Source organism: Lacticaseibacillus manihotivorans DSM 13343 = JCM 12514, from assembly GCF_001435035.1.
Taxonomy (GTDB): Bacteria; Bacillota; Bacilli; order Lactobacillales; family Lactobacillaceae; genus Lacticaseibacillus; species Lacticaseibacillus manihotivorans.
In genome coordinates this window covers 1-25,861 of record NZ_AZEU01000023.1, presented here as the reverse complement: position 1 = coordinate 25,861, position 25,861 = coordinate 1, and the positions used below count along the sequence as shown (strand labels likewise).

Annotated in this window: 23 protein-coding genes; 15 read left to right on the top strand and 8 right to left on the bottom strand. The window is 48.1% G+C overall.

Translation table 11 applies throughout. The features are described 5' to 3' along the window. Positions 1-16 precede the first annotated feature (16 nt). The 3 genes from FD01_RS01635 to FD01_RS01625 are packed head-to-tail and all read right to left on the bottom strand — an operon-like array spanning position 17 to position 2,797. A complete protein-coding gene (locus tag FD01_RS01635; RefSeq protein WP_056962380.1) occupies positions 17-739 on the bottom strand; it encodes a homoserine O-acetyltransferase/O-succinyltransferase family protein in 723 nt (240 codons plus the stop codon). Further along, on the bottom strand, positions 739-1,878 hold the full coding sequence (locus tag FD01_RS01630) for a trans-sulfuration enzyme family protein (RefSeq protein WP_054714359.1): 1,140 nt from the start codon (positions 1,876-1,878) through the stop codon (positions 739-741). The genes FD01_RS01635 and FD01_RS01630 overlap by 1 nt, the downstream gene beginning before the upstream one ends. A 10-nt stretch (positions 1,879-1,888) precedes the next feature. After that, complete coding sequence (locus tag FD01_RS01625; RefSeq protein WP_056962379.1) at positions 1,889-2,797, bottom strand: PLP-dependent cysteine synthase family protein; 909 nt, start codon at positions 2,795-2,797, stop codon at positions 1,889-1,891. A 542-nt stretch (positions 2,798-3,339) separates the two neighbouring features. Between FD01_RS01625 and FD01_RS01620 the strand changes: the two genes are divergently transcribed. Beyond that, on the top strand, positions 3,340-3,942 hold the full coding sequence (locus FD01_RS01620; protein WP_054714362.1) for an ECF transporter S component: 603 nt from the start codon (positions 3,340-3,342) through the stop codon (positions 3,940-3,942). A gap of 90 nt (positions 3,943-4,032) precedes the next feature. After that, positions 4,033-5,199, top strand: a complete 1,167-nt coding sequence (locus FD01_RS01615; protein ID WP_056962378.1) for a DUF998 domain-containing protein — start codon at positions 4,033-4,035, stop codon at positions 5,197-5,199. Between the two features lie 92 nt (positions 5,200-5,291). Here FD01_RS01615 and FD01_RS01610 read toward each other — a convergent pair whose 3' ends face one another. After that, a complete protein-coding gene (locus tag FD01_RS01610; protein WP_056962377.1) occupies positions 5,292-6,413 on the bottom strand; it encodes an NAD(P)-dependent alcohol dehydrogenase in 1,122 nt (373 codons plus the stop codon). 254 nt (positions 6,414-6,667) lie between these two features. Then, positions 6,668-7,678 (bottom strand): AraC family transcriptional regulator, encoded by a 1,011-nt coding sequence (locus tag FD01_RS01605; protein ID WP_056962376.1) that lies wholly within the window; start codon positions 7,676-7,678, stop codon positions 6,668-6,670. A 130-nt stretch (positions 7,679-7,808) separates the two neighbouring features. Between FD01_RS01605 and FD01_RS01600 the strand changes: the two genes are divergently transcribed. The 9 genes from FD01_RS01600 to FD01_RS01560 all read left to right on the top strand — a co-directional run bounded on the left by FD01_RS01600 (position 7,809) and on the right by FD01_RS01560 (position 17,629). Next, a complete protein-coding gene (locus FD01_RS01600; RefSeq protein WP_054714368.1) occupies positions 7,809-9,110 on the top strand; it encodes an MFS transporter in 1,302 nt (433 codons plus the stop codon). A 15-nt stretch (positions 9,111-9,125) separates the two neighbouring features. Further along, positions 9,126-10,592, top strand: coding sequence for a rhamnulokinase (rhaB, locus tag FD01_RS01595; RefSeq protein WP_056962375.1), 1,467 nt, complete (start codon positions 9,126-9,128; stop codon positions 10,590-10,592). A gap of 1 nt (position 10,593) precedes the next feature. Further along, on the top strand, positions 10,594-10,908 hold the full coding sequence (rhaM, locus tag FD01_RS01590; protein ID WP_054714371.1) for an L-rhamnose mutarotase: 315 nt from the start codon (positions 10,594-10,596) through the stop codon (positions 10,906-10,908). 22 nt (positions 10,909-10,930) lie between these two features. Further along, positions 10,931-12,208, top strand: a complete 1,278-nt coding sequence (locus tag FD01_RS01585) for an L-rhamnose isomerase (RefSeq protein ID WP_056962374.1) — start codon at positions 10,931-10,933, stop codon at positions 12,206-12,208. A 26-nt stretch (positions 12,209-12,234) separates the two neighbouring features. Then, the gene (gene rhaD / locus FD01_RS01580; protein ID WP_056962373.1) at positions 12,235-13,107 is read left to right on the top strand and encodes a rhamnulose-1-phosphate aldolase; all 873 of its coding nucleotides are present in this window, start codon (positions 12,235-12,237) and stop codon (positions 13,105-13,107) included. A gap of 151 nt (positions 13,108-13,258) precedes the next feature. Beyond that, a complete protein-coding gene (deoC, locus tag FD01_RS01575) occupies positions 13,259-13,927 on the top strand; it encodes a deoxyribose-phosphate aldolase (protein ID WP_082611647.1) in 669 nt (222 codons plus the stop codon). Continuing rightward, on the top strand, positions 13,914-15,104 hold the full coding sequence (locus FD01_RS01570) for a phosphopentomutase (protein WP_056962372.1): 1,191 nt from the start codon (positions 13,914-13,916) through the stop codon (positions 15,102-15,104). The genes deoC and FD01_RS01570 overlap by 14 nt, the downstream gene beginning before the upstream one ends. 12 nt (positions 15,105-15,116) lie before the next feature. Continuing rightward, positions 15,117-15,824 carry a purine-nucleoside phosphorylase gene (deoD, locus tag FD01_RS01565; RefSeq protein WP_056962371.1) on the top strand — a complete coding sequence of 236 codons (708 nt, stop codon included), beginning with the start codon at positions 15,117-15,119 and terminating at the stop codon, positions 15,822-15,824. Positions 15,825-16,000: 176 nt separating this feature from the next. Then, positions 16,001-17,629, top strand: coding sequence for a C40 family peptidase (locus FD01_RS01560; RefSeq protein WP_056962370.1), 1,629 nt, complete (start codon positions 16,001-16,003; stop codon positions 17,627-17,629). 190 nt (positions 17,630-17,819) lie between these two features. Here FD01_RS01560 and FD01_RS01555 read toward each other — a convergent pair whose 3' ends face one another. The 3 genes from FD01_RS01555 to FD01_RS01545 are packed head-to-tail and all read right to left on the bottom strand — an operon-like array spanning position 17,820 to position 21,675. After that, positions 17,820-18,641, bottom strand: a complete 822-nt coding sequence (locus FD01_RS01555) for a sce7725 family protein (RefSeq protein ID WP_056962369.1) — start codon at positions 18,639-18,641, stop codon at positions 17,820-17,822. Further along, a complete protein-coding gene (locus tag FD01_RS01550; RefSeq protein ID WP_056962368.1) occupies positions 18,638-19,309 on the bottom strand; it encodes a hypothetical protein in 672 nt (223 codons plus the stop codon). Before FD01_RS01550 ends, FD01_RS01555 begins: the two co-directional genes overlap by 4 nt. Beyond that, positions 19,306-21,675 carry an ATP-dependent DNA helicase gene (locus FD01_RS01545; protein ID WP_056962367.1) on the bottom strand — a complete coding sequence of 790 codons (2,370 nt, stop codon included), beginning with the start codon at positions 21,673-21,675 and terminating at the stop codon, positions 19,306-19,308. Before FD01_RS01545 ends, FD01_RS01550 begins: the two co-directional genes overlap by 4 nt. Before the next feature lie 514 nt (positions 21,676-22,189). Here FD01_RS01545 and FD01_RS01535 point away from each other — a divergent pair. The 4 genes from FD01_RS01535 (at position 22,190) to FD01_RS16885 (ending at position 25,669) form a co-directional block, all read left to right on the top strand. Continuing rightward, positions 22,190-22,807 (top strand): hypothetical protein, encoded by a 618-nt coding sequence (locus FD01_RS01535; RefSeq protein ID WP_056962365.1) that lies wholly within the window; start codon positions 22,190-22,192, stop codon positions 22,805-22,807. Next, a complete protein-coding gene (locus FD01_RS01530; RefSeq protein WP_404820787.1) occupies positions 22,804-23,649 on the top strand; it encodes a sulfite exporter TauE/SafE family protein in 846 nt (281 codons plus the stop codon). The genes FD01_RS01535 and FD01_RS01530 overlap by 4 nt, the downstream gene beginning before the upstream one ends. 11 nt (positions 23,650-23,660) lie before the next feature. After that, the gene (locus FD01_RS01525) at positions 23,661-24,017 is read left to right on the top strand and encodes a DUF1634 domain-containing protein (protein ID WP_404820788.1); all 357 of its coding nucleotides are present in this window, start codon (positions 23,661-23,663) and stop codon (positions 24,015-24,017) included. Positions 24,018-24,259: 242 nt separating this feature from the next. Beyond that, entirely contained in the window at positions 24,260-25,669 is a 1,410-nt protein-coding gene (locus tag FD01_RS16885) for a CHAP domain-containing protein (RefSeq protein ID WP_054714389.1), read from the top strand. Positions 25,670-25,861: the final 192 nt, after the last annotated feature.

The following is a 25,861-nucleotide window of genomic DNA, read 5'->3' as shown; positions in this document are numbered from 1 at the left end:
CGGTGAGCGTGATTTTTTATTGGGCGAGTTTCAGTTGTTGTTTCACCGACTGTTTCCAATTGGCGAAAAAGAGGTTGCGGGTATTTTCCCAACCCCAGTGATGCAGCGGATCATCATTGAAAGCTAACCCACTGTTTGCACGCTGGGCTTCTTGCCACAAACCAAAGCGTTGATATTCCAAATGGGCGAACAAGAAGGTTTGCCGACCAGCCGTTGCCAAGAAAGAATGACCATTAGTGGTAGCGGCGATCAGGTCAACTTTTGAACGCATTGCTTCTATTGTAATATCGGTAAAGCGGGCATGCGGAGCGAGAAAATGTTTTGGCAACCCATCCAGTAAAGGTGAGCTTGCCAACTGATGTTGCGGATAAACGCCGAAAAGCTTTTGCGGTAGGTGCTGTTTTTCTAAGCCGAATTCGTGATGCAAGGCGGCCATCGCGCCCCAGCAGAGATAAAGCTGGGGGACTGCTGCGGCTTGCAAGGCATCGATCAATTGGGTAACTTCGCGGTAATACCACACGTCTTCAAAGGCGAGTCGATCCACTGGGGCGCCGGTGACGATGAAGGCATCCATTTGTGTCGCAAGGTTTAAATCTAATGGCTGCATCACGCCAGGGTTTTGCGGCACATGGCTTTTGGGATAGAATGCATGCACCTGAACTTGCGGGCCCAAAGCGTTTTGCCAGTCGTTGATCGCACCAACTTTGTCATGCATCAACACCAATAACCCGACTAACATTATTTCAACGCGGCAAAGCCTGCCGTTAAATCTGCTTTGAGGTCGTCGACGGCTTCAACCCCGACAGACAGGCGGATCAATTCATCTTGAATGCCGTTGGCTAAGCGGATCTCGCGCGGAACCGAACTGTGCGTCATCAAGCTGGGAATTTCGATCAAGGATTCCAAAGCGCCAAGTGATTCCGCTAAGGTGATGACATGCAAGTTTTCGACAAACTTTTGCGGATCTAGGCCTGGTTGTAATTCAAAACTCAACATGGCGCCAAAGCCGTGCATTTGCTTTTTGGCGACGGCGTAATCCGGGTTGTCAGGGTCGCCTGGGTAATAGATCTTGGCGACTTCTGGTTGCGCCTTGAGAAAGTTAAACAAGGCTTGGGTATTGGCGAGATGGGCTTGCATGCGCAAAGCTAAGGTTTTGATCCCGCGTTGTAATAACCAAGATTCTTGTGGGGCTAAAATGGCGCCGATCGCATTTTGCAAAAAGCCGATTTGTTCGGCAAGGGCTGGATCTTTAACCACTACGACTCCGGCGATCACATCAGAATGTCCGCCTAAGTACTTAGAAGCCGAGTGCAACACGATGTCTACGCCTAAGGTCAGCGGTTGTTGAACGATCGGGCTGGCGAAGGTGTTGTCGATGATCGACAAAATGTTGTGCGCATGGGCCAGTTTGGCTAAAGCTTCAATGTCTGAAACGTGCAACAAGGGGTTAGTTGGCGTTTCTAAGTAAATTGCTTTGGTGTCTTTGGTGATGGCTTGTTCAACTGCCTTTAAGTCGCGCGTGTCCACTGCAGTGAAGGTCAAGCCTAAGCGCTTGAAGACTTGGTTGAGTAAGCGGAAAGTTCCACCATACACATCATTGCCGACCACGATATGGTCGCCAGCGTTAAACATGGAAAATACGGTGGTGATTGCCGCAGACCCGGAAGCAAAGGCAAAGCCGGCAGTGCCTTGTTCGATGTCTGCGACTAAGGCTTCAACGGCTTGGCGCGTTGGGTTTGAGGTGCGGGAATATTCATATTTGGCTTGGCCGATATGGGTTTGATGAAACGTCGATGCCATATAAATCGGCATAGATACCGCACCAGTTTGCTTGTCTTCTGAGATGCCGCCGTGGATCAATTGCGTTTGTAATTTCATGTTAGTCTCCTTAGTCGTAAATGTTTTCGCTTAAGTAACGTTCTGCGCTGTCTGGGAAAATGGTGACGATATTTGAGTGAGCTGGCAGGCTTTGCGCCAGTTGTAAACTAGCAGCTAAGGCGGCGCCGCTGGAACTGCCGATGAACAAGCCAGCGTGTTGCGCGATGTTGCGAACTTGTTCAAAAGCTGCATCATCTGAAATCGTCAAGGTTTGATCGATGGGCAGATGTTTGAAAAATGGTGGGATGAATTCAACGCCGATGCCTTCAATGCGGTGAGGATGTGCTGGCCCGCCGTTTAAAATCGAGCCTTCTGGTTCCACTGCGATCACTTGGGTATGGGGATCTTCCGCTTTGAGATAAGCGGCGACGCCTGCAAAAGTCCCACCAGAACCCGCCCCGGCAACGAATGCGGCGATGGGTTCATGCAGATCTTGGGTGATTTCCGGGCCCAAGGTGTGATAGTAAGTGCCAGGATTAGCTGGATTATTAAACTGCATCGGGACAAAACTGTCAGGAATACTTGCGGCCAGCTGTTCCGCTTTTTTGATCGCGCCGACAATCCCTTGGTCGCTTGGTGTATTGACCAACTTTGCGCCAAGGGCTTTCATCAAGGTTTGCTTTTCCGCGGAGAAGTGTTCTGGCACCACAAGGATCACCGGTAAATGGCGCGCTTGGGCGGCGAGGGCCACGCCGATGCCAGTATTACCAGCTGTGGGTTCAATGATCGTGGTGTTGGCAGTGAGCAAGCCACGCCGTTCAGCATCTTGAAGCATGTATTCACCCAGGCGGTCTTTGATACTGCCGCCGGGATTAAACATTTCCAGTTTGGCAAAAATATGAACCTGATTTGGCGTTTGAATCGGCAGTTCGAATAATGGCGTGTGACCGATAGTTTCTTGAATATGTTTGATTAACATGATTTTTTCCTTTCGAAAGGGCCAGAGTTTTGATTTGCGCTTTTAGCACCAAGGCCCGTGGCATAGCTAGACGTAGGTGTGTTGCAAATCAAAACTCGACGTCGAGTTTACCAAGCAACACTGACACAGCTAGCTACGCATAAGCACTCGAGCCAAAGCCCAGGCTCAAGCGTTTATGCTAGGCTACCTGGTCAGCTAAGCTCGCTTGGTAAAACTCTGGACAAAAAAGGCGCCCCAACCAGAATATGGTTAGCGCGCCGAAACCAGTCCCCACCTGGGCACTGGACTCAATTTAAGACAATGAGTCAATGCAAACAGGCCAGACATCGCTTCAAGCGCGCTGTCTGACAGCAACAGTTCATGTTGTAAGTTGGCATTAACATCATCATTGTCCTCCCGAATCAGAATAAGGTCACTTTAACCCATCGCCTGCAAGCTTGTCAACACTATTTTTTAGACGACCCCCTAAACATTAATCGTGCAAAATCAGAAAAGTTGTGTCATAATAGCCGCACAATTGTTATTTTCTGGAGGAGAAGTTCATGAATAAACGCTCCAAAGCATCGCGCATTACTTTGCGTGCCTTGCTGACTGCTTTGATCATTTTACAAACGATGGTGCCGATGCTTGGTTTCATTCCACTCGGGTTCACCAGCTTAACGATCATTCACATCACGGTGATTGTGGCGGCGATTGTGTTAGGCCCATGGGACGGGATGTTTATCGGTTTGATGTGGGGGCTGTTTACCATCGTCCGCGCGTTGACGGCGCCGACGTCACCGCTTGATCCAATTGTCTTCACCAATCCGATCATCTCTGTGGTACCGCGAGTGTTAGTCGGCTTAGTAGCAGGCGTGGTGTTCACGGCGTTATATCATCGTTTTCACAATCAAGCGGTCGCCAGCGTGATCGCAGCAGCGTTAGGCACCTTGACCAACACGATTTTAGTCGTGGCGTTAATGGGTTGGCTCTACACTGGCCCGGTCGCCAAAGCTTACGGTGTGACTTCCAGCGGTTTGTTGAAAGTGTTGATGGGCGTGGTCGGCGCTAATGGGGTCCCGGAAGTACTCGGCGCGATGATTTTGACGCCATTGATCGTCGGCGCGTTATTTTCTGTTAAGCGCTTGGGGCTCAAACGCGCATAGAATTTCTGGGTTTCGTCATGACGACGAGGCCCTTTTTCATTGTCTGCGAAATTTTGTTAGAATGGACAATGGAAATGGGGGCGTCACACGTTGAAAAAAACCGACCAGGCTTTGGCTTTGCATTTGCCTAAAGCCGTATGTGAACAATTGGGGATCACCCCAGAGACACCGATGGAAATGAGTGTGAAAAATGGCCGCTTAGTTTTGCAACCGAAACTCGCGGCCCGCGTTTCAGCTAATCGCTTTATGTGGTTATTGCCACTGGTGGTGTCATTGGTGTTGAGCATCGGGGTTTATTTGTACTGGATCACCCAAAATATTCACAGCCTACCGTTGTCAGGGGATATTTCCCTAGGCAGTTTTGTGATCGGCGTCGGTTTAGTGGCTGGGGTGATCATTTTTGCCGGCTTTTTCATCCAAGCCCAACGTGCTAAAACGGTGCCGCGAATTTATTGGCGCAACTTTCCAGTAATCACTGGGGCTTTGGCGATCATGTTAGGCTTAGCGTTAGTCGGCGGCTTTTGGCTGTTGGATCAGTTATTTCCTGGCGCGAGTTTTGATCGGCTGACGGCGATTTTGATTTTTTGGTTGTTTTTGTTAGTGGTTGCGGCGTTTATGATGCAGGCGGCAGTGACCATCGATACCACGATGTTATCGAATCTGTTGTTAGTCGTGATCGTATCCGGTATGGTGATCGCCATGGCTACCAACAACACACGGCGCTGGTGGCAACATAATTTAAGCTTTTTAGGGACGAACATGGCCAGTCAAGCGTGGCAGTTCAATGTCACCTTGATCATTTCAGCGTTATTATTTGTGGCGTTAGTTGATACCTTGTTTGTCGCGCTTGAAGAACGCTATCCGCGCTCTTGGAAGTTGTGGACCATGCGCATCATGTTGACGCTGATCGGGGCAGATTTGGCATGCATCGGCATTTTTCCCAACAACGCGGCGTCACATTTGTTGCATGATCAAGCGGCGGGGATGTTGGTATTCTTGGTGGCAGGCCTGATCGTAGGCTGTCGTTGGTTGTTGCCAGGTGTCACGCAAGAATTTCTATGGTCATCTTATGCGGTGGCTGTGGCGTTGTTAGCCTTGAACTTTGGCTTTCGGTGGTTTGGCTGGCCGAGTTTGACCAGCTTTGAGATCCAAGCATTCGTGTTGGCCTTCGGTTGGGTATTGGTGTTATTTGGACGTTTAGAAACGTTGATCAATCAAGGCAGTCAAACTTGGGATGTGCAAGTGCTCGACGACTAGCGAATTGAGATTAAAAACTTTAACGCAAAAAATCCGCTCGCAAGACCCCGTAGGAAGGTCAAACGAACGGATTTTATTTTTTTAGTTAGACATTATTTGCCAGGAACATAGTCTTCATCGATGACCAGCACTGGCTTGATGGTCTTCCCAGAACGGGAATCTGCATTAGCTTCGTTGATTTGATCGAACTTGTAGAACTTTTCAGTCTTATCAAAATCAAATTGACCGGCTTGATAGAATTGGATCAAACGTGGCACGTCGATTTGCGGAATGGAATCACCCATGTTGACGCCGACGATCTTCTTGTCATCGACACACAAGTCATTCCAAGTGTCGACATCGATATGGTTAGGGGTAACGGCGATGGTGGCAGTGGTGCCGCCTTGAGCCAAAACCTTGATCGAGTTTTCCATGACCGCAGTGACACCAGTGGTATCAACGGCCCAATCGACACCGTAGCCGCCAGTTAAGTCTTTAACGGCTTTAACGACATCGACGTCTTTGGAGTTGATGGTATCAGTCGCGCCGAGTTCTTTAGCCAAGGCCAAACGAGAATCGACGATATCAATACCGATGACTTTGACACAGCCAGAGATCTTGCCAGCCATCATCGCAGCCAAGCCAACGGCACCAGTCCCAAATACCGCAATGGTGTCACCAGGTTTTGGTTGTAAGGTGTTCAAAACCGTGCCAGAACCGGTCACGTAGCCGCAACCCAGCGGGCCGAGTTTGCGCAAGTCGAGTTCCTTTGGTACTTTCACCGCGTTGCGTTCGCGAACAACAGTAGTGCTAGTGAAACTGGATTGGTCGAACATATCCGCGACATGCTTGCCGTCTTCAGTGAAGTGGCTGGAGCCATCTGGGCGGATCCCAGACAAGTTGTTGTGCGCGTAGTTTTCACATTGGGTTGGAATGCCTTTTAAACAAGACTTACATTGCCCGCAAGCATAAAATGACAAAACGACATGATCGCCTGGTTCAAATTGGGTAACTTCTGGGCCGACTTTTTCAACGATCCCAGAACCTTCATGCCCGAGTACGATCGGGTAGTCGATCACGGCGTCGCCGATCCGCAAGGCTTCGTCTGAGTGGCAGATCCCACTGGCAACCATATGGACTTGGATATCATCTGGGCCCATTGGTGCGAGTTCAATATCGTCTTTGATCACAAACGGATCGTTTTGTTTTTCAACCACAGCTGCTTTAATTTTCATTGGTAGTTCCCTCCATCAATTGATGTTTACGGTGTTCATTATTTCACAATTTTTCGAAAAAGCAAGCGGTTACAACAGAGCTATAACCTTTTGTTCCAGTACGAAAAATGCGAACTACAACAGTTCAAGCGCGCCGTTAAAAGCCCATTAATACAGATTAGCGATGGTAATGTGGTAAAAAATAACAGAGAGTCGGAACATATTTACAGATTAGCTGAAAATTTGCGCCTTTTAAAATGATAAATAATTGATAACTAAAGTGGATCGATGATAGATTTTCCAGAAGCAATCTGTCGATCTTCTTTTGGTGTGTGACCAAATTTATCCGCATATTTGTGATAAAAGAAGCTTTTATTGGAAATTCCAACTTCATGACACACATCACCGATCGGTTTTGTCGTGCTTTGAATCAGCTCGCGTGCACGCAAAAGGCGTTCCTCAGTTAAAGCATCGCTGAAAGTCTTGCCGACTTCTTTGCGGAAAAGATTACTCAAATAGTTTTTGTTATAGGCATATTTTGCCGCTAAGTCATCGAGACTTAGCTTTTGATAGTGCTTGCGAATATCATCCAAAATCTGGATTGTCAGTTTTTGTCCAGGCGAAGTGACCGGTGTGGGCATTTCGTAGTTGCGAACTAAACGGGCAATCAATACCGTCAGTTCCGACTTGATAATGGTATCGGCAAATTCATTTTGCTGATAATATTCGTCAATCAGTGAATCTAGCGTGATACGAATGTCGCGAGTGGCTAGACCGTGATTTTTGAATAACAAATATGATTTTGAAGATTGTTTATTGTTGATGCGATTGAGCAAGAAATCATAGAGCACACTTTTCGTCGCTTGGACTTGATTGATTAAGTCGATCGAGATGTTTCGATCTCGAAACAAGACGTTGATCATTAAATCATCTTCTCCCAAAGCATCAATCGCGTGCTGGCTGCCGATATCTAAAAGCAGGACGTCACCTTCAGATAACGTGACGAGATGGCCGTCCACTTTCTCAACGGCGTGCCCGCGTAACATATAATTGATCTCAAAAAATTGATGCGTATGCAAAGGATAAGGCGCAAAGCGGTTATGTTTGCGAATATTGACACTGCAATTTTTAAAGAAAAAATCGTTTAAGACGGGGATCTGGTTGGTGTGGCTCGCCTGTGAATCGATGGCTGCTGGTGGAATATCGTCGCTGACAAGATGACTTTTTTGCTGTTGTCGCTCAACTGGTGACAACGCCTGCAGTGACTTGAATACTTCAACGTCCATGAATGGGCCTCCTGTGATTCTGTTCCGAATCGAATACGTTTATGACATTGTGCGAATATCGTGTAAGCGATTAAATGATAACCGTAATCAAGGATTTGCGCAAATGAAATAAATTTGTAGGAGGTTCAGCATGGCAGAAGGATCGTTAAAATCTACAGTTCGTGTATCTATTACGAATTTCTTAGACTCTGGCAGTATCGTTGCCGGGTCGGTCGGCTTAACAATGTGGACGAAACATTTTGGCCTCAGCACCCTTGAGGTCGGGGTGTTAGGTGCCTTATCGGCAAATGCTTTCGGGGCAGCGCTTGGAGCTGTCATCGGGGGGCCATTATCTGATAAGTTTGGCCGACGTTTCATTTACGTTTATGACATGTTGGTTTATATGATCGGGACGTTGCTGGTGGCATTTGCCAATAGTTTTGCGATGTTGTTGGCAGGCTTTATTGTCATCGGGATCGCGGTCGGTGCAGGGGTTCCGGCGTCATGGTCTTATATCGGTGAAACCGCTGCGGGAACGGAGCGCGCTAAGAATATTGGGGTTTCGCAATTTGCTTGGTCACTTGGCCCAGCGGTGATCTTTATCGCGGCACTGTTATTAAATCCTTTAGGCTTGTTAGGCAATCGCTTGATTTTTGGCGGTTTGACCATAGTCGCTTTCATCGCCTGGAACTTACAACGGACGTTACCAGAGTCACAAGACTGGTTGGATCAAAAGGCTGAAGAAAAGCGTGTGGGTCATAAATCCGCTATCAACGCCCATCCTTATCGCACCTTGTTCTCCAATAAAACATCGATCAAGTGGTTACTGTTTTTGATCGGGGTCTACGCATTGTGGAATTTAGTTGCCGGCTCTCAAGGTATGTTTCTTCCGTACATTTTCGAAAGCGTTGTCAAACTCGACGCGACCCAATCTAGCCTGTTAAATATCTTGATTTGGGTACTGACTGCTTTAAGCACGTATTTCGGTTTTGCGAAGTTCGGCGACAAAGTGGATCATCGCTTCTTCTTCGGTGTTGGTGCGATCATGTCGCTGCTATCTTGGATCTTGTTGACCTTCTGGGGCATGAGCCAATCTTGGGCATTGTGGGCTTTCGCTGCATTATGGGGCATCTCTGCTGGGATCGGTGCGCAAGCTTGGTACGCATTGTGGGCCACCGAATTATTCCCGACCCAGTTTAGAGCGGGTTCTCAAGGCATCATGTTCTTCATCGTGCGGGCTAGTGCCGGCCTTTACTCGATTTTTGTGCCGACCATTATGGCGCAACTTGGATTTTCCGTCGGCGGTTACATCATGATCGGCATTTTGATCGTGTCATTGATCATCGGCTTGATCTGGACGCCACAAACGCGAGGCAAGAGCCTTGAAGAAATCACCAAGGAACAATATGGTGAAGAATTTTTAAACGAAGATCAAAAAAAGAAATTGCAATAACTCGAGGTGAATACCATGCATTATTACGTCGCAGTTGATATTGGGGCTTCAAGTGGTCGCTTGATCTTAGCTTCAGTTGAAGAAGGCAAGCTCCATTTAGAAGAAGCCCATCGTTTTAAAAATGGCTTTGAGCATGTGGAAGGTCATGATCGCTGGCAAGTGGATCATTTGATCTGTGAAGTTTTAGAAGGACTCAGCAAGATCAAAGCGCGTGGGATCAATCATGTGAACTTAGGCATCGACACTTGGGCTGTCGATTATGTGTTGATCGATGAAGCAGGCAACAAATTACACGATCCGATCGCCTATCGTGATTCACGAACGAACCAAGCAATCGCCAATCTGACTTCAGCCTTACCTAAAGAATATATCTATGAAAAAACTGGCATTCAGTTCCAAGCGTTCAACACGTTGTACCAGTTGTACACCGAAGATAAAAACGACTTGAAGCGTGCCGATAAAATCATGATGATCCCAGATTATCTGGGTTATGTGTTGACCGGCAACGCTGTGACTGAAGTGACGAATGCGTCGACCACTCAAATGCTGAACCTGCGCCAAGGCTTGTTTGATAAAGACTTGATGGCAGAAGTCGATGTGGATGCTGATCAATTTCCACATTTGGTTGAAGCTGGCACCTTATTAGGCAGTGTTCGTCGCAAATGGCATAAGCAATATGACATTCCTGAAACGGATGTTATCACCACTGCGACTCATGATACCGCCAGTGCTGTGGTCGGGACTCCAGGATTTGGTGAAAATTGGGCGTTCTTAAGCTCAGGGACATGGTCATTGTTAGGCGCAGAACTCAACACCCCAGAAAATGGTCTGGCAGCGTTCAAAGAAAACTACACCAATGAGTGGGGTGCTTATGGGACTTACCGGTTCTTAAAAAACATTATGGGCTTGTGGATCATCCAAAAAGTCAAAGCTGAACTTAACGACCAGTATTCATTTGCAGATCTTGCTGACTTAGCGCAACAAGAACCGGCCTTTAGAACGTTTATCGATGTCAATGATCTGCGCTTCCAAAACCCAGACAGCATGATCAAAGAGCTTCAAGCTTACGCCAAAGAAACTGACCAGTTCGTGCCGACGACACCTGGGGCTTTAGCCCGGGTGATTTATGACAATTTGTCCCTGTATTACGCCGATTCTGTGCAAAAGCTTGCCCAAATCGTCGGGCATCCGATCACCACGTTAAATATTGTGGGTGGCGGCTCTAATGTTGCCTTGATGAATCAGATGACCGCTGACCTTGCTGGAATTACCGTTGTGGCTGGTCCTGGTGAAGCCACCGCGATTGGCAATATTATGGTGCAAATGATCGCCACTGGCCAAGTTAAAGACGTTGTGGCTGGCCGGCATTTGATTGAAGATTCATTTGATTTAAAGACCTTCCAACCTGATGCAAAACAAGATCCACATGTGTTAGCAAACTATCAAGCCTTCTTGGCTCGCCAACTTAAAGGAGATGACTGATATGTATCGTATTGCGCAAGTCATGTACATCAATCCGGATGCTTATGATGAATACGCTAAGCGTCATGCTGAAATCTGGCCAGAAATGAAAGCAGCGTTAAAGGCTCATGGAGCCACAAACTATTCGATTTATCTCAATCGGCAAAATGGTCAAACCTTGGCTTATCTGGAAGTGCCAGATGTCGCTGCTTACAACGCGATTGCTGAAACTGAGGTTTGCAAGCGCTGGTGGCACTTCATGGAACCCATCATGAAAACTAATCCAGATGAAAGCCCAGTCGCCGACGACCTTGAAGAAGTCTTCCACTTAGATTAACGCAAAAAGGAGCGTAAATATTATGGTTAAAGCAGAAACTGTTGATAAAGCTTACGAAATTGCTAAAGAACGCTATGCCGAAGTGGGTGTTGATACTGAAGCGGCCATGAAGCGTTTGGAAACTGTCCCATTGTCCTTGCATTGCTGGCAAGGCGATGACATTCACGGGTTCTTAAACCCTGAACAAGAATTAACTGGCGGCATTGCCGTGACTGGGGATTATCCTGGCGTTGCCCGCACCCCTGATGAATTGACCAGTGATCTGCATGAAGCCTTGAGTTTGATCCCTGGGAAACACCGTGTGGCGTTGCACATGATTTACGCCGTTGCCAAAGACGGTAAGAAAAAAGACTTCAACGACATCAAGCCAGAAGACTTCGATTACTGGATCGACTGGGCGAAAAAAGAAGGTATTGGCCTAGATAACAACGGGACGTTTTTCTCCCATCCTAATGTTAAAGACAATATGACGGTGGCCAGTCCTGATAAGAACATCCGCGACTACTGGATTCAACACGGTAAGTTGACGCGTGAAGTTTCCAACTACATCGGTGAACAACTCGGTCAAACTTGCTACAACAACTTCTGGGTCCCAGATGGTTTTAAAGACAACCCAATTGACAAGTTGACCCCACGTGAACGCATGTTGGCATCGCTTGATGAAATCGAAGCTAAAGATTACCCAGAAGCTAATGAGCAAGATTCCTTTGAAGGCAAGCTGTTTGGTGCCCCAGGCATTGAATCCTTCACCGTTGGTTCTCACGAATTTTATCAATACTATGCGATCACCCGTCAAAAACTTTGGACCATCGACGCCGGACACTTCCACCCAACAGAAGATGTTTCTGATAAATTTGCGTCATACTTCCCATTCACCAAAAAGGATCTGTTCATGCACGTTTCTCGTCCAGTGCGTTGGGATTCTGATCATACCGTGATCGTCGACGACGCTTTGCTGCGGATCACGCGGTCATTAGTTCGGGACAACTTGTTGGATCGTACGCATATTGGTTTGGACTTTTTTGATGCGACCATCAACCGGGTTGCAGCTTGGGTCGTAGGCGCTCGCGCAACTCAAAAGAGTTTGTTGCAAGCAATGTTGGCGCCAATCGATCAATTAAAGCAATCTGAATATAACGCTGATTTCACCACTCGTCTGATCGAAACTGAAGAATTGAAGAGTATGCCATTTGGTGCTGTTTGGGATAAGTTCTGCCAAGATCACAATGTTCCAGTTGGCTTTGATTGGATGGACAACATTCATCAGTACGAAAAAGACGTTCAATTCAAGCGTAACTAAACTATATATGAAGGAAGCTATCTAACATGGATACCAAAAAGCAGTTTTTAAACCCAGAATATGCGCCAGCATTCGTTGATTCTCCTTATGTGAAGCAATTAGGCAAAATCACCTATGGGCTCTACAATCATGGTTGGGATGAACGCAATGGGGGTAACGTCTCTTGCCGCTTGTTCCCAGAAGAAGTGGCACCGTATCTGGATTGCCATCAAGTCCTGCGCAACATTCCGATTGATTTTGATGCCAGTGAATTGAAAGGCCAACTGTACTTGGTCACTGGGACTGGTCGTTACTTCAAGAATGTCATTGATTTTCCAGAACGTGATGCCGGCTTAGTGCGCATCGCCGAAGATGGTCACTCTGTTGATCTGCTTTGGGGCTTTAACGATGGGGGGCAGCCGACCTCTGAATTTCCAGCGCACTTGATGACCCACATCGTTCGTCAAAAGCAAGACGCTGATCAACGTGTTGTCATGCACTGTCACCCAACCAACCTCATCGCCATGAGTTTTACCTTGCCATTGGATGCGAAGGTCTTCTCTCGCATTTTGTGGAAGATGCAGGCCGAATCAGTCGTGGTCTTCCCAGAAGGTGTCGGCGTGATTCCATACATGACGCCAGGGACCAATGAAATTGGTGAAGCCACCGCGGAAAAGATGAATGATTTCCGCTTAGTCTTGTGGCCACAACATGGGATCTTTGCGGCAGGCGATTCGATCGATGAAGCCTTTGGTTTGATCGAAACTGTTGAAAAGGCGGCTTTGATCTACACCACGGTCCAATCTCAAGGTGGTAAGTTCGTCAACGAAATCACCGATCAAGATTTGAAGAACTTATGCAAGCGATTCGCCATTACCCCAAATCAAGATTTCATCGATGGGGATTCCTTAATTAAATAAACCTTGATGCAAATGGCGCCTATGGTTGAGGCGCCATTTTTGTACGGAAAATTCTGAATCGGAAGTGAAAATGGATTGCCTCTGTTTATTTTCGCCACTTTCAAGCGTTCCATGGTATGCTTAAGTCAAATCAGCCAAAGGGAGCGATTACATGTTGAGCCTTGCCAAGTATATTGACCATACGTTGTTAGCCCCAGATGCCACGCAAGCGCAAATCGATACCGTGATCTCGCAAGCCAAGCAGTACCATTTTGCCAGTGTGTGTCTCAATCCTTATTGGGTGCCGCGCGCCCATGCCGCGTTGCGCGAGAGTGATGTGAAAGTGTGTACGGTGATCGGCTTTCCACTAGGCGCCAACACCACTTTGGTGAAAGTCGCCGAAGCCAACCATGCGTTAGATGAAGGTGCCCAAGAAATCGACATGGTGATGAACATCGGCGAGTTGAAATTCGGCCATGATGATCACGTTAAGGCAGACATTCAAGCCGTGGCGGCGGCAACTCACGCCAAAGGTGGTTTGTTGAAGGTGATCATTGAAGCCGCATTATTGTCTGATCCTCAAATTGTGCGCGCATGCGAATTGGCTGAACAAGCCGATGCTGATTTTGTCAAAACCTCCACTGGTTTCGCCAAAGGTGGCGCGACGGTCCATGACGTGGTGGTGATGAAACAAGCAGTCGGCACCCGTTTAGGCGTCAAAGCGGCCGGTGGCATTCACACCTATGCGCAGGCCAAAGCATTGATCGAAGCTGGCGCGACGCGCATCGGGGCCAGTGCCGGTGTTGAGATTCTCATGGAGGCAGAAAATGAGCAAATTTAACCGCGTGATCGCAATCGTCACAGATTCTATTGGGATCGGGGAAGCCCCTGATGCCGCCAAATTCCACGATATTGGGGCAGACACTTTAGGCCATATCGGGGATCATTTTGATGGGGACTTGTGCTTGCCGAATTGGCAACATTTAGGCCTCGGCAATATTGAACGCCTGCGCCCGATATTAGGCGTCGGTCCAGTGCCGAACCCGCAAGGTTACTATGGCAAAATGTATGAAATCTCTGTCGGCAAAGATTCGATGGATGGCCATTGGGAAATGATGGGCTTGCCGGTGACGCAACCATTAGGCTTTTTCCCAGCAGGGTTTCCAGATGCCTTGATCAAAAAAATCGAAGCCTTCGCCAAGCGCAAAGTAATCGTCAACCTGCCTTATTCGGGGACAGATGTGATCAAAGAGTACGGTGAACACCAACTTAAAACTGGCGATCTCATTGTGTACACTTCAGGCGATTCAGTTTTGCAAATTGCAGCCAACACAGCAGTGATTCCATTGGACGAGTTGTATCGCATTTGCGAATACGCTCGCAGCATCACCGTTGACGAGTATCATATCGGGCGGGTGATCGCTCGCCCTTATGTCGGCGACTCCGCAGACACATTCACCCGGACCTCTGATCGCCATGACTACACCTTGAAGCCAACTGCACCGACTGATTTGGATCGCCTGCAACAAGCTGGCGTGCCCACTTATGGGATCGGTAAGATCAATGATATCTTCTCTGGCATCGGTTTAGATGACGGCGTGCATACAGTGTCTAATGATGATGGCATGGTGCAAACCATTGAAGCGGTGAAATCTGATCGCCAAGGCTTTATTTTTACCAACTTAGTCGATTTTGATGCGATGTACGGCCATCGTCGCAATGCGCAAGGCGATGGCGAAGCGTTAATGGCATTTGACCAGCGTTTAGGTGAATTGCTCAAGGTGATGAAAGCCGACGACTTGTTGTTGATCACGTCTGATCACGGCAATGACCCAAGTTTCCGCGGCACGGATCATACCCGCGAATATGTGCCATTGATTGCCTACAGTCCAACTTTTAATGCTTCAGGGGATCTTGGGGTGCGCAGTCCGTTTTCTGATCTTGGCGCCACCGTGCTGGATAATTTTGGCGTGACGCCAGGTGAATTCGGAAGCTCCTTCTTGTCACAATTACAATAGGAGGCAAGTGAAATGAGTACGCATATTGATGCCAAAAAATCAGCCATTGCGCCGATCGTGTTGTTGCCAGGGGATCCTTTGCGCGCCAAGTATATTGCGGAAACTTATTTAACGGATGCGGTATGTTACAACACAGTGCGCAACGCCTTTGGCTATACTGGGTATTTTGAAGGCGTGCGCGTGTCAGTGCAAGCCACTGGCATGGGGATTCCGTCCATGAGCATTTATGCCACTGAGTTAATGGTGGATTATGATGTTCAAGTGTTGATTCGCGTGGGCACAGCTGGCGGGTTGAGCCCAGATGTCAAAGTGCGCGACGTTATCCTCGCACAAGGGTCAACCACAGACTCTTCGATTATTCTCAATACCTTTGGCGCCGGGATGTATTTTGCCCCGTTGGCAGATTTCAAGTTGCTCGATCAAGCCTATCACGAAGCCCAAGCACAAGGCTTATCGGTGCAAGTCGGCAATGTCCTTGGTGAAGATCGCTTCTATAATGATGAAATAGATCGCCACAAGTTGATCAAGTATGGGGTGTTGGCCACCGAAATGGAAACGCCAGCGCTATATCTGTTGGCGCGAAAGTATCAGCGCCAAGCTTTAGCTATTTTGACGGTATCGAATCATTTGATCACTGGTGAGGAAACGACGGCGATCGAACGGCAAACCAGTTTTGACGATATGATCGCGCTTGCATTCGCAGTTGTAAAGGGATTGTAATATTACGCCGACAGTCGTGGCCAGCCCCGACTTGTCGGCTTTTTGTATGCCTACTTAAGCGTTTGCGAACGTGCATTCGGGTGTGAAAAGCCTGTGATGGTGCTATTCTGTAACTATCTATTTAAGAAAATTTAAGCTATTAAAAGTGTCCTTAAGTTTTGATTGGAGGAATCTAGATGACAGAGTCAAAAAAGGCCTTTGCGATCGCTGCAGGTTTAGCTGGGGTTGCTGGTGCTGCCACATTAGTCGCTGCACCAAATACTGTTAGTGCATCGACTGGTACCGTCACCTATGCAGAAGGTGCCACCACAGTTTGGCAAACGCCAGCATTTAAAACGGTGCAACGTTACGTAGTCAAAGACCAGTCCATTGCGATTGTCGGTCAAAAAACCGTCAATGGCACGATTTGGTATCAAATTGGGACTAACGAGTGGATCCCTGAAATCTATCTCCAAGTCGGTGGCGCAACGCCAGCAGCGACTAGCACAGCAAATGTGAAAACTGCGACAACCACCACAGCAACTGGGACTTTCCAAGTTGAAGCAACTTATACTGAAGGCGCTGTAACCATTTGGAACAGCACCAACTATTCTGATGCTTCAGGCAAGTACTTAACCAGTGATGCCACCGCTACAGCTGTTTCTACGGTGCAAGCTAATGGTGAAACTTGGTACAAGTTAGCTAATGGTGGCTATGTGCCTGCTCGTTTTGCTGCCAAGGCTGGCACTACGCAAGCTAAGGCTGTCGCACAACCAGCCCAAGCTGCTACCACTGCGACTAAGGCTGCGACCACGACTGCCGCACCTGCAGCGACGACGACACCAGCTGCTGATACCACGAATTCAACGACTGGTACCACTGCTGAAGATACAGCTTCAACAGCTACTACTGCAGCTGCTGCCACCAAGACCACTAGTGCTGCGCCTGCAACTAGCACCACCACAACTGCGCAAGCCACTAAGGCACCTGCCGCGACGACTCAAACCACTGCGACACCAGCTACTAGTGCAACCACTACCACTGCGACCCAATCTTTGAAGGTCACTTACACGGATTCTGTGGTCACTGAATGGAAGTCTGCTAGTTACTCACAAGCTGCTGGTAAGTACTTGGCACCAAACACCACAGTGACTGCCGTTGGAACCACGACTGCAAATGGTGAAACTTGGTATCAATTAAGCGATGGTAACTTTGTTTCCGCTCGCTTCTTTGGTGCTCAAGGCACGGCTAACAGCAACCAAGCTGCAACCACCACGACCGCACCAAAAGCGGCTACAACAACGACTACGACGACTGCACCTAAAGCCGCAACTACGACCACTACGGCGCCAGCCCAAACGACTACCGCTGCTTCTACTACGACATCAACGCAACAAACCACAACACCAGCAGTTAAGAACACGGTTAAACAAACCACTGCTGCTAGTGCCAATGGTTCCCGTTCTGCTCGGATCGCCGCAGTGATCAACGTGGCCAAAGCCCAACTTGGCAAGCCATATGTTTGGGGCGGCAAAGGGCCTAACAGCTTCGATTGCTCTGGCTTGACGCATTATGCTTACCTCAATGGGGCCAACAAAGAAATCGGCGGCTACACTGGTGCGCAAGAATATGCCGGGACTGTGGTTTCCATTTCCAACTTACAAGTTGGGGACTTGGTATTCTGGGGTTCTCGTGGTAACACTTATCACGTGGCGATTTACCTTGGCGGTGGCCAATACATCGCTGCTCCTCAACCAGGCGAAAACGTCAAAATTGCTTCGATTTCCAGTTACTTTATGCCATCCTTCGGGGTTCGCGTGCTGTAATCGAAATCAAAAAGGGTCGAACATTGCGTTCGGCTCTTTTTTTGTCCAGAGTTTTTTGAAACGATTTTAGCCGGCCGGATTGCCTAGCCTTAGGGTTTGACCCGTACTTTGGTCGAATCCTGAGGCGTAGCAAGTCGTGTCGGCGTTGTTTCAAAAAGCTCGACGTTGCTCGTATTATCCCCATATCCGTTTAGGCCAAATACCGTCCCATGATCGTCAGCCAATGCATCAATTCAAGTTTGCGCACTGTGCCTAATCCAAGAAAGTGGTCTAACGCCAAAATCGCATCAGTTGCTTCAGTGCGTGCATCTGGATGCATGGCCAACCAAGGCTTTAGCGTCGCGCGTGCTTCAAAAAACTTGGTTCCGGGGTCTTGATAATCCGTGTTATTGACTGATACGAGGTGATGCACCCAAAGTTGGCTATGTTCTTGGTAAAGCAAGTGCATCGCAATGGCGCGTTGCGGATAGCCGTGTTCATCATAATGATGGGTGCTTAACGGATAATCAGCAAAGCCGACGCCAGGCAATTGTTGCCGCGAATATTGATAAAACTCTTGTTGCACCACATAGTAATCTTCAGTGCGGCCACGCGTCGGATAGTGGTCCTCTAAATAAATCGCGCGAGGCAAGTGCAACGCGCGTACTCGTGCAGTATTTGGGACCACAGCTAATTGATCAGACGCGAGTAAATGAACTTGGCCAAAAGTCGGGGCGATCACCAAATCAGCTGGGAGCACATCAAAATAGCGCGCCGTAGCCATTGGCGCAGGTAACGGATTGGGTAAAGCGTGCTTAGGTTGCGCCAGTAACCCGTATTGGCCAACTTGCGGATTTTGAACGATAAATAACGGATGCTCGGCGTGGGCAAAAGTTTTCACCACGCCGACTAAAGCCGGAATATCTTTGACTGGTTCGATGATCGGAATGATGTGGGGACTCAACGTTTTGGCCATGGTTTTTAACGCGAGTAAGTCATATTGACGCCCACGAATGATCGGGTAATAGTTCATTGATCTGCCGCCATTTTGAATGCCGCTAATTCTTCTGTCAACGCATCGACTTCAGCTTGCAAAGCCTCGATGGTGTCATTGTGCAGTTTCTCAACGAATTGATCATATAAATTCTCATCTGGATCATAAACTTGATAATCTGCAGAGCGTTTCCGCAATTCCCGCAACAATTGCTCGTTGGAAAAGGCGCCAAGTCCACGCTTCAAGCGCTTGGCTTTGTTGACTTCGCGATCAAGGCTGGCGATGAAGCGGTCAGTCAACGCAGCGTTGTCAACTTGCAGTGCTTGATAGCGGGCTGGCTTGGCGATCGTTAAAGCACCAGGCGCTAACGGCGGTTCGACACTGGCAGCGATAGCTTCAGGATCAAACGCGCGATAAGTCATCACACCGATATGGGCAGGAATTTCGGCTTTGAGTTTGGGATAAAGCGTCGCCGGGAAAACAAAATAATTGTAGTTGCCGATAAACGACAGCTTGGCATTGGAGTGAAAGTCGGCTTTGGTAACTTTCAATTCAAAACAGCGCCAAATCCCATCTGGTTGCCGCACTAAAGTATCCACGATGCCGGCGTCATCAGGCATCGTGACTTCTTCAACAGCAGTGGCGCCTTGTTCTTCCCAATAGGCGTATAACGTTTTTTCTAAATCTAAAGTCAAAGACGTTTTCATGAGTCTTCCTTTTCTGTGGCCCAAAAGTCGGTCAATTGGCCAGCCAACTGCTCCAATCCGTAACTCACCGTGGCATGTGCCCAATGTGGGGGAAACAGTTGCGCATAATCCGGCCGACAAAATCTGGCATCAAGCAGTAAAATCACACCGCGATCATGGCTGCCGCGGATCACGCGTCCGCCAGCTTGCAACACATTATTGAAGCCCGGCAGTTGATAGGCATAAGCAAACCCATTGCCATTGACGCGATCAAAGTAAGCTTTCAGTCGATCAGTTTCTGAATTCAATCCTGGCAAGCCGACGGAAATAATGGCGACGCCGATCAACTGCGCCCCTTTTAAATCGATCCCTTCACTAAAAATGCCACCGAGTACCGCAAAGCCGATCAAGGGATCTGGATCTTCGCGAAAATGATCTAAAAACTGCGCGCGAGCTTCGGCGTCCATCGTGCCGACTTGCTTGACCACTTTCATGTCTGGATTTGCCGCTTCAAAGGCTTCGGCGACTTGGGTCAAATAAGCGTAAGACGGCAAAAATACTAAATAATGACCTGGCTGGGCGCCACACATCACCGTTAAGCTGGCGATCACTTCAGGCAGGCTTTGCTGCCGCTGTTTATAAGTGGTTTGAATGTTACCGGTGACGATCACGGCTTGATGCTTAGGGTCAAACGGTGACGCCAAGCGATAAGCTAGTGAGTTTTCAGAGCCGCCGAGCACATCTTGATAATAAGGCAAAGGCGAAAGCGTCGCGGAAAATAACACCGCCCCGCGCCCTTTGTCCAAGCTCGCGCTGATAAATTCTGAAGGATCCAAACACATTTCTTTAATGGTCAACTTTTGGCCATCATCAGTCAACTTGGTTTCAAAACAGTCATTGTAGAAATCATAGATCCGCAAAAACCCTAAGCACACGAAGTACACTGGCAACAATAAGTCGACAACGGCTTGTTGGTCTGTACGCAATTCACCAGATAACCATTCATGAATACTTTGGCTCAAGCGGTCCAACGCTTCAACGAAAGCTTCAACCGGATCGCCGCGAAACATTTCGCGTTGACCATCCATACTCAAGCGCACCACATCAAAAGCGGTGATCAACTTGGTGATATTACCTTTGATCGCCGGTAAGCCTGCGCCTTTGAAAGGGGCCAAGGCGACTTTGAGTTGCGTAAAGGCGGCATCATCAATTTCTGCAGAATACATATCGCGCGCTCGTGACACCAGATTATGGGCTTCGTCGATCAAAAAGAAGTTGGCATCATCAGGCTCGGCAAAAAAGCGTTGTAAAAATACGGCCGGATCAAATAAATAGTTATAGTCGCAAATGATCACATCACAAAATAAACTGGCGTCCAAAGAAAATTCAAAAGGATCCAAGGTGTGTTTGCGGGCATAGATTTCGATCGTTTTTTTGGTGATCGCATTTTCGTTGGCCAACATGTCTTTTAACGCCGGTTTAAGGCGATCATAATAGCCCAGCATATAAGGATTTTTCGTCGGGTCATCAGGCTCGTCGTCAAAGGTGATGGTGTCTTTAGCCGTCAAGATGATGCTTTTGGCCACTAAGCCATGTGTTTCCAACAAGGCCATCGCTGATTCGGCGACATGGCGCGTAGATTGTTTGGCCGTTAAATAAAAGCAGCGCTGGATCAAGCCTTCACCCATGGCTTTAATGGTCGGAAAAATGGTGGAAATGGTTTTCCCGGTACCAGTAGGGGCTTCAACAAACAACCGCGTCGATGCGGCGATGGTTTTATAGGCCGCGGCAGCTAATTCGCGTTGGCCTTTGCGATAAGCGGGGAAGGGAAATGCCAAATCTTGAATGCTGGCGTCGCGAGTTTTGATGATATCACTGCGCAACTTCAGCCAATCGCCAAACTCAGCCAACAAGTCGTCGAACTCATCACTTAATGCCTCGGCAGTTTGTTGTTCTGAAAAGCGGGTGACCGCATCATTGGAGGTTTGATAATATACCAAATCCAAGGTGATATGATCAAGCTCGCGTTCTTGGCATAAAAAATGACCATAAACGCGTGCCTGCGCCCAATAACGGTCTTTGGTGTTTTGGGGCAATTGATCCCATGAGCGCGCAGAGGTTTTGATTTCTTCGACCACCACGTCTTTTGCGGTAGTTTGCACGCCATCAGCCCGGCCATCGATCACATAGACTTGATCATTGACGGTGACCGAATGCTTCATATAAACTTCTTTTTTATAGGTGTCGTCATACGCTGATTGTAGCCGGCGGTGAATCTTGGCCCCGATCAGCGCAGTGTTATTCGAATTGGTGGTGACCGGATTGAGATCTCCGGTGCGTACGGTGAATTCCACGAATTCGCGCACGCCGATACGATTAGTAGCCAAGTTTTCACCTCCTTATCTATGGTGTCCGGCATCGACAATGTTCAGCTACATTCAAGAAAATCAATGATGGCAAAACGTGAGCAGATTTAATCCGTAAGCTTGTGATAGCAACCGAGAAAATTTGTGGGTGGAAGCGGCTTGGCAGAACGGAGGAAAACTGGACAATTGCCCGTGGCAGTGGAATCAAGTATGACGCCGTTTTTTGGCGGCATGCGCAGATTCTACCGGCAGATTTAGAAACAAAGTGGTTTTCTTTGGTTTTAAATCTAGGCAAAAGAACATCGGCCGGGCTTTGGTCGATTTCTGGAGCCGGCCGCACCGGCAACTTGTCCAGTTTTTCGCAGTGGCGCCAAGTCGCTGGAGCCCACAGATTTTCGGACCGCCTGACAATTGGTACGCGAACGTTAAGTTTAATCCCTACTAGTATAGAGGAGTTTGGAAAAAAGTTGAACCTTGCTAGAAAAATCGCTATAGTTGGCCTTGTCATGAATTTCTGAAAAAAGGGGATCCCAAAATGGAAATCAACACCAAAGCCTTCCAAGAAGCCATCATGGACGGCAACTACACCACTTTCAATCAAGATGTTACCCCAGCAGTCGCCGCTAAGGGCCTCGATTCTGCACTGGCCCCAGTGTTTGCCGCAGTTTCGGACGCGATTGCCCAAGGCAAGTTGATTCAAGCGCAGTTGACGATCACCAGTGCTGAGCCAACGATCATCCGCTTAGAAACTGGCATCGTGAATTTGCCTTTTGCCGATGCCAAAAAAATTATCAACTTTTTAGAACCTGAAGAACAAGTGCCATTGAAACTGTATTTGATCGTGATTGCTGAACATGTCAATGCGTCTGGTTTGCGCATCGACGAAGTGGCCACTTTAGATCAATACACTGAAAACGAATCGGCACAACAAGCTGCGATCGTAGCCGCAGGGATGCAAAAACTCGACGAAATTGCTGAAAATCAATTACGCCCAGCGCCAGCGCCAGTGGAAAAGAAACCCGCAACGCGCAAAACGACCACTAAGAAAACCACAACCAAGCGTAAAACGACCACCCGCAAAACCACAGCTAAGAAAACGACCACGCGTAAAACCACGCGTAAGCCTGCTGCTAAAAAGGAGGCCAAAGCATGATCACCCAAGCCTTGATTTTTATCGGTGTCGGGTTGATGGCTGGCATTTTAGGCGCCTTGCTTGGTTTAGGTGGCGGGATCATTGTGACCCCGGTGATCACCTTACTGCTCGGCTTGCCGATTCAATATGCGATCGCGGCTTCGATCATCGCTGTCATTGCCACCAGCTCAGGTGCGACAATCGCTTATCTCAAAGATGAAATGCTGAATTTGCGCGTGGCGATGTTTTTGGAAATTGCCACGACTGTCGGCGCCGTGCTTGGGGCGGTGGTCACTGGTTTAGTTTCCAGTCAAGTGCTGTATTTCTTGTTTGGCGCCTTGTTGATTTTTTCCACTTATAATATGGTACGCAAACTCATCGGCAAAATAGACGCGCAACGCGATCCAGTGCCTGACCCTGCTGCCGAAAAACTGCGCTTAAACGGCGCTTATTATGATAAAGCTAGCGGCAAAGAAATCGAATATAAAGTCACCAATGTCCCTGGCGGCTTTGCGATGATGTTTGGCGCCGGCTTGGCTTCAGGATTGCTTGGCATCGGCTCTGGGGCGTTTAAAGTGTTAGCCATGGATACGATCATGCAAATGCCATTGAAGCCTTCGACTGCCACGTCAAACCTGATGATGGGGGTCACAGCCGCTGCTAGTGCGACAGTGTACTTCTTCAATGGGGCTTTGCAGCCACAAATCGCTGCACCTTTGGCCATCGGCATTTTGATCGGCGCCACGATCGGGACGCGGATCATGCAATTATTGCCAACGAAGATCTTGCGCATGATCTTTATTCCCGTGATCGGCTATATGGGCTTGCAAATGCTCTTGAAAGGATTTGGGGTGACCATCTGATGACGCCAGAAATGAAAAAAGAAATTGACGACATCGAAAAAATCATCGGCAAGATCATGCAAATTGGGGTGCTGATCGCCGCATTTGTGATTGTGGTCGGCATTTTGGATCTGTTGATCACCGGCTCGACGGGTTATCCAATTGGGGTTCATCCGCATGCGCCTGGCACGATTTTGCAAGGTGTGATGCAGTTTAAATCCTATGCGATTATGATGCTGGGGATCTTTTTGCTGATTTTAACGCCAGTGTTGCGAGTCGTGGTTTCGATTTACGCCTTTATCAAAGAAAGGGATCGCCTTTATACCTGGATCACGACGATCGTGTTGATTATTTTGATCATCGCGATGGTAATCGGCTACTTAGGCTAAAACATTGCTTCGTGCTTACTGACTCAAGGCACGGAGCATTTTTTGTTCTTTAATTTCGTGACATTTGTTCATTATAGACGCACACTTTGTTATTAAATTAATGGGATGTATTTGAACTGTTCACGTTTAGTAACGTTCACGTAAAACTCGGCTGGTAGACTCTAGTTATCAAATGTTGAAGCTTCTGTGATTTTATGAAGCTTAAGAGAACTTTTTTCGAGTACCATGCCAGGAGGAAAATCGTGAAAATTAGTAAATTAACTGCATCTTTATTAACTAGTACTGCTGTCTTTGCCGGCGTTTTAGTGGCCCAACAAGGTCAATCTCATACCGTTTCTGCCGACAGCAAATTGCGTGTCGACTATTCATCTAACTTGCGTCAACAAGCAGGCACTGACGCGAACATCATCGGTGGCTTAAAAGTTGGCGAAACATACAGCTATGACAAAACTGCCACTGCTAATGGCTACACTTGGTATGAAATTGGCAACAACAAGTGGGTTGCCTCTGCTGGTGCCAAAGTCACCGGCGGCCAGGTGGTGGTCACTGACGCTTCTAACAAGCGTGTTGGTCCATCGACTAGCCACAAAATCGTGGGCGGTTACTACCCAGGTCAAAAGTTGACCTTCACTGAAACCGCACAAGCAGGCGGCTACACTTGGTACAAAGTGGGCAAAAATGCCTGGGTCGCTTCTGCTGGTGTGACTGAAACTGGCGTCACCCGAGTTGCAAACCAAACGACCACTGCTGCACAACCTACAAGCACAACAACTACTGCTAACACTACTAGTGCGCAAACGACGACACCAGCTGCATCAACGACGACTGCAACCACGCCAGCTGCAAGCACCGCTAACACAACGACTGCAAGTACTACCACTGCAGCGGCTAAAACCACGACGCCTGCAACCAGCACGACAACTACCGCTACCACCACACCAACAGTGACGGCTGCTAGTGGTAAAGTGCAAACCACTGTTGCTTCTAACGTTCGTAGCAGTGCAGATACCTCTGCTTCCATTACTGGGAGTTTACCAGCAGGCACGATCCGCAACTATACTGCCACCAGTGTTGCTGACGGTTACACTTGGTATCAAGTCGGCACGAATCAATGGGTCGCTGGCGCCAAGCCATACTACGGTACTGCTAGTGCGACAACTAGCACGCAAAGTTCAACGACTACTGCTTCAAACACGACGACTCAAAGTCAACGCACAACATCATCAAGCACGACCACTCAATCTTCAAACACCACTTCTTCATACACCAGCGCTGCCACGACAGGTACGCAAACTGCGAAGAACTCTGCAGGTAACACCTATGCTTGGGGTCAATGCACTTGGTATGTGAAGTCTGTCGCACCTTGGGCTGGCAACTACTGGGGCAATGGCGCACAATGGGGCGCTAGTGCTGCCGCTGAAGGCTTCACGGTCAACCATACACCTAGTGTTGGTTCCATCGTTGTCGTTGCCGGTGGTCAAAACTTCGGCGGCTGGACTGCCGCTGCTGGTTATGGTCACGTGGCTTATGTTGTCGGCGTTTCTGGCAACACGATCACGGTTCAACAAGGCGGCATGGGCTTCTCTAACCCAGCTGGTCCTAACACCCAAACGGTCAGTGGTGCAAGCAACTTCACTTACATCCATCGTTAATCAAAATTTGCGAGTCGTGGAAAAACGGCTCGTTTTTTGTTGGCGTTATTTACCAAAGCACCGATTTGTAATAATTGTTATGTTTCTAGCGCCTAAAAATACCAAAAATGTTTAAGGATGTTTTGTGTTTGTTCAGTTCCCGCGTTTTACAATCAAGTTAGCCACTATCGTTAGCACTCAGACAAAATAAAA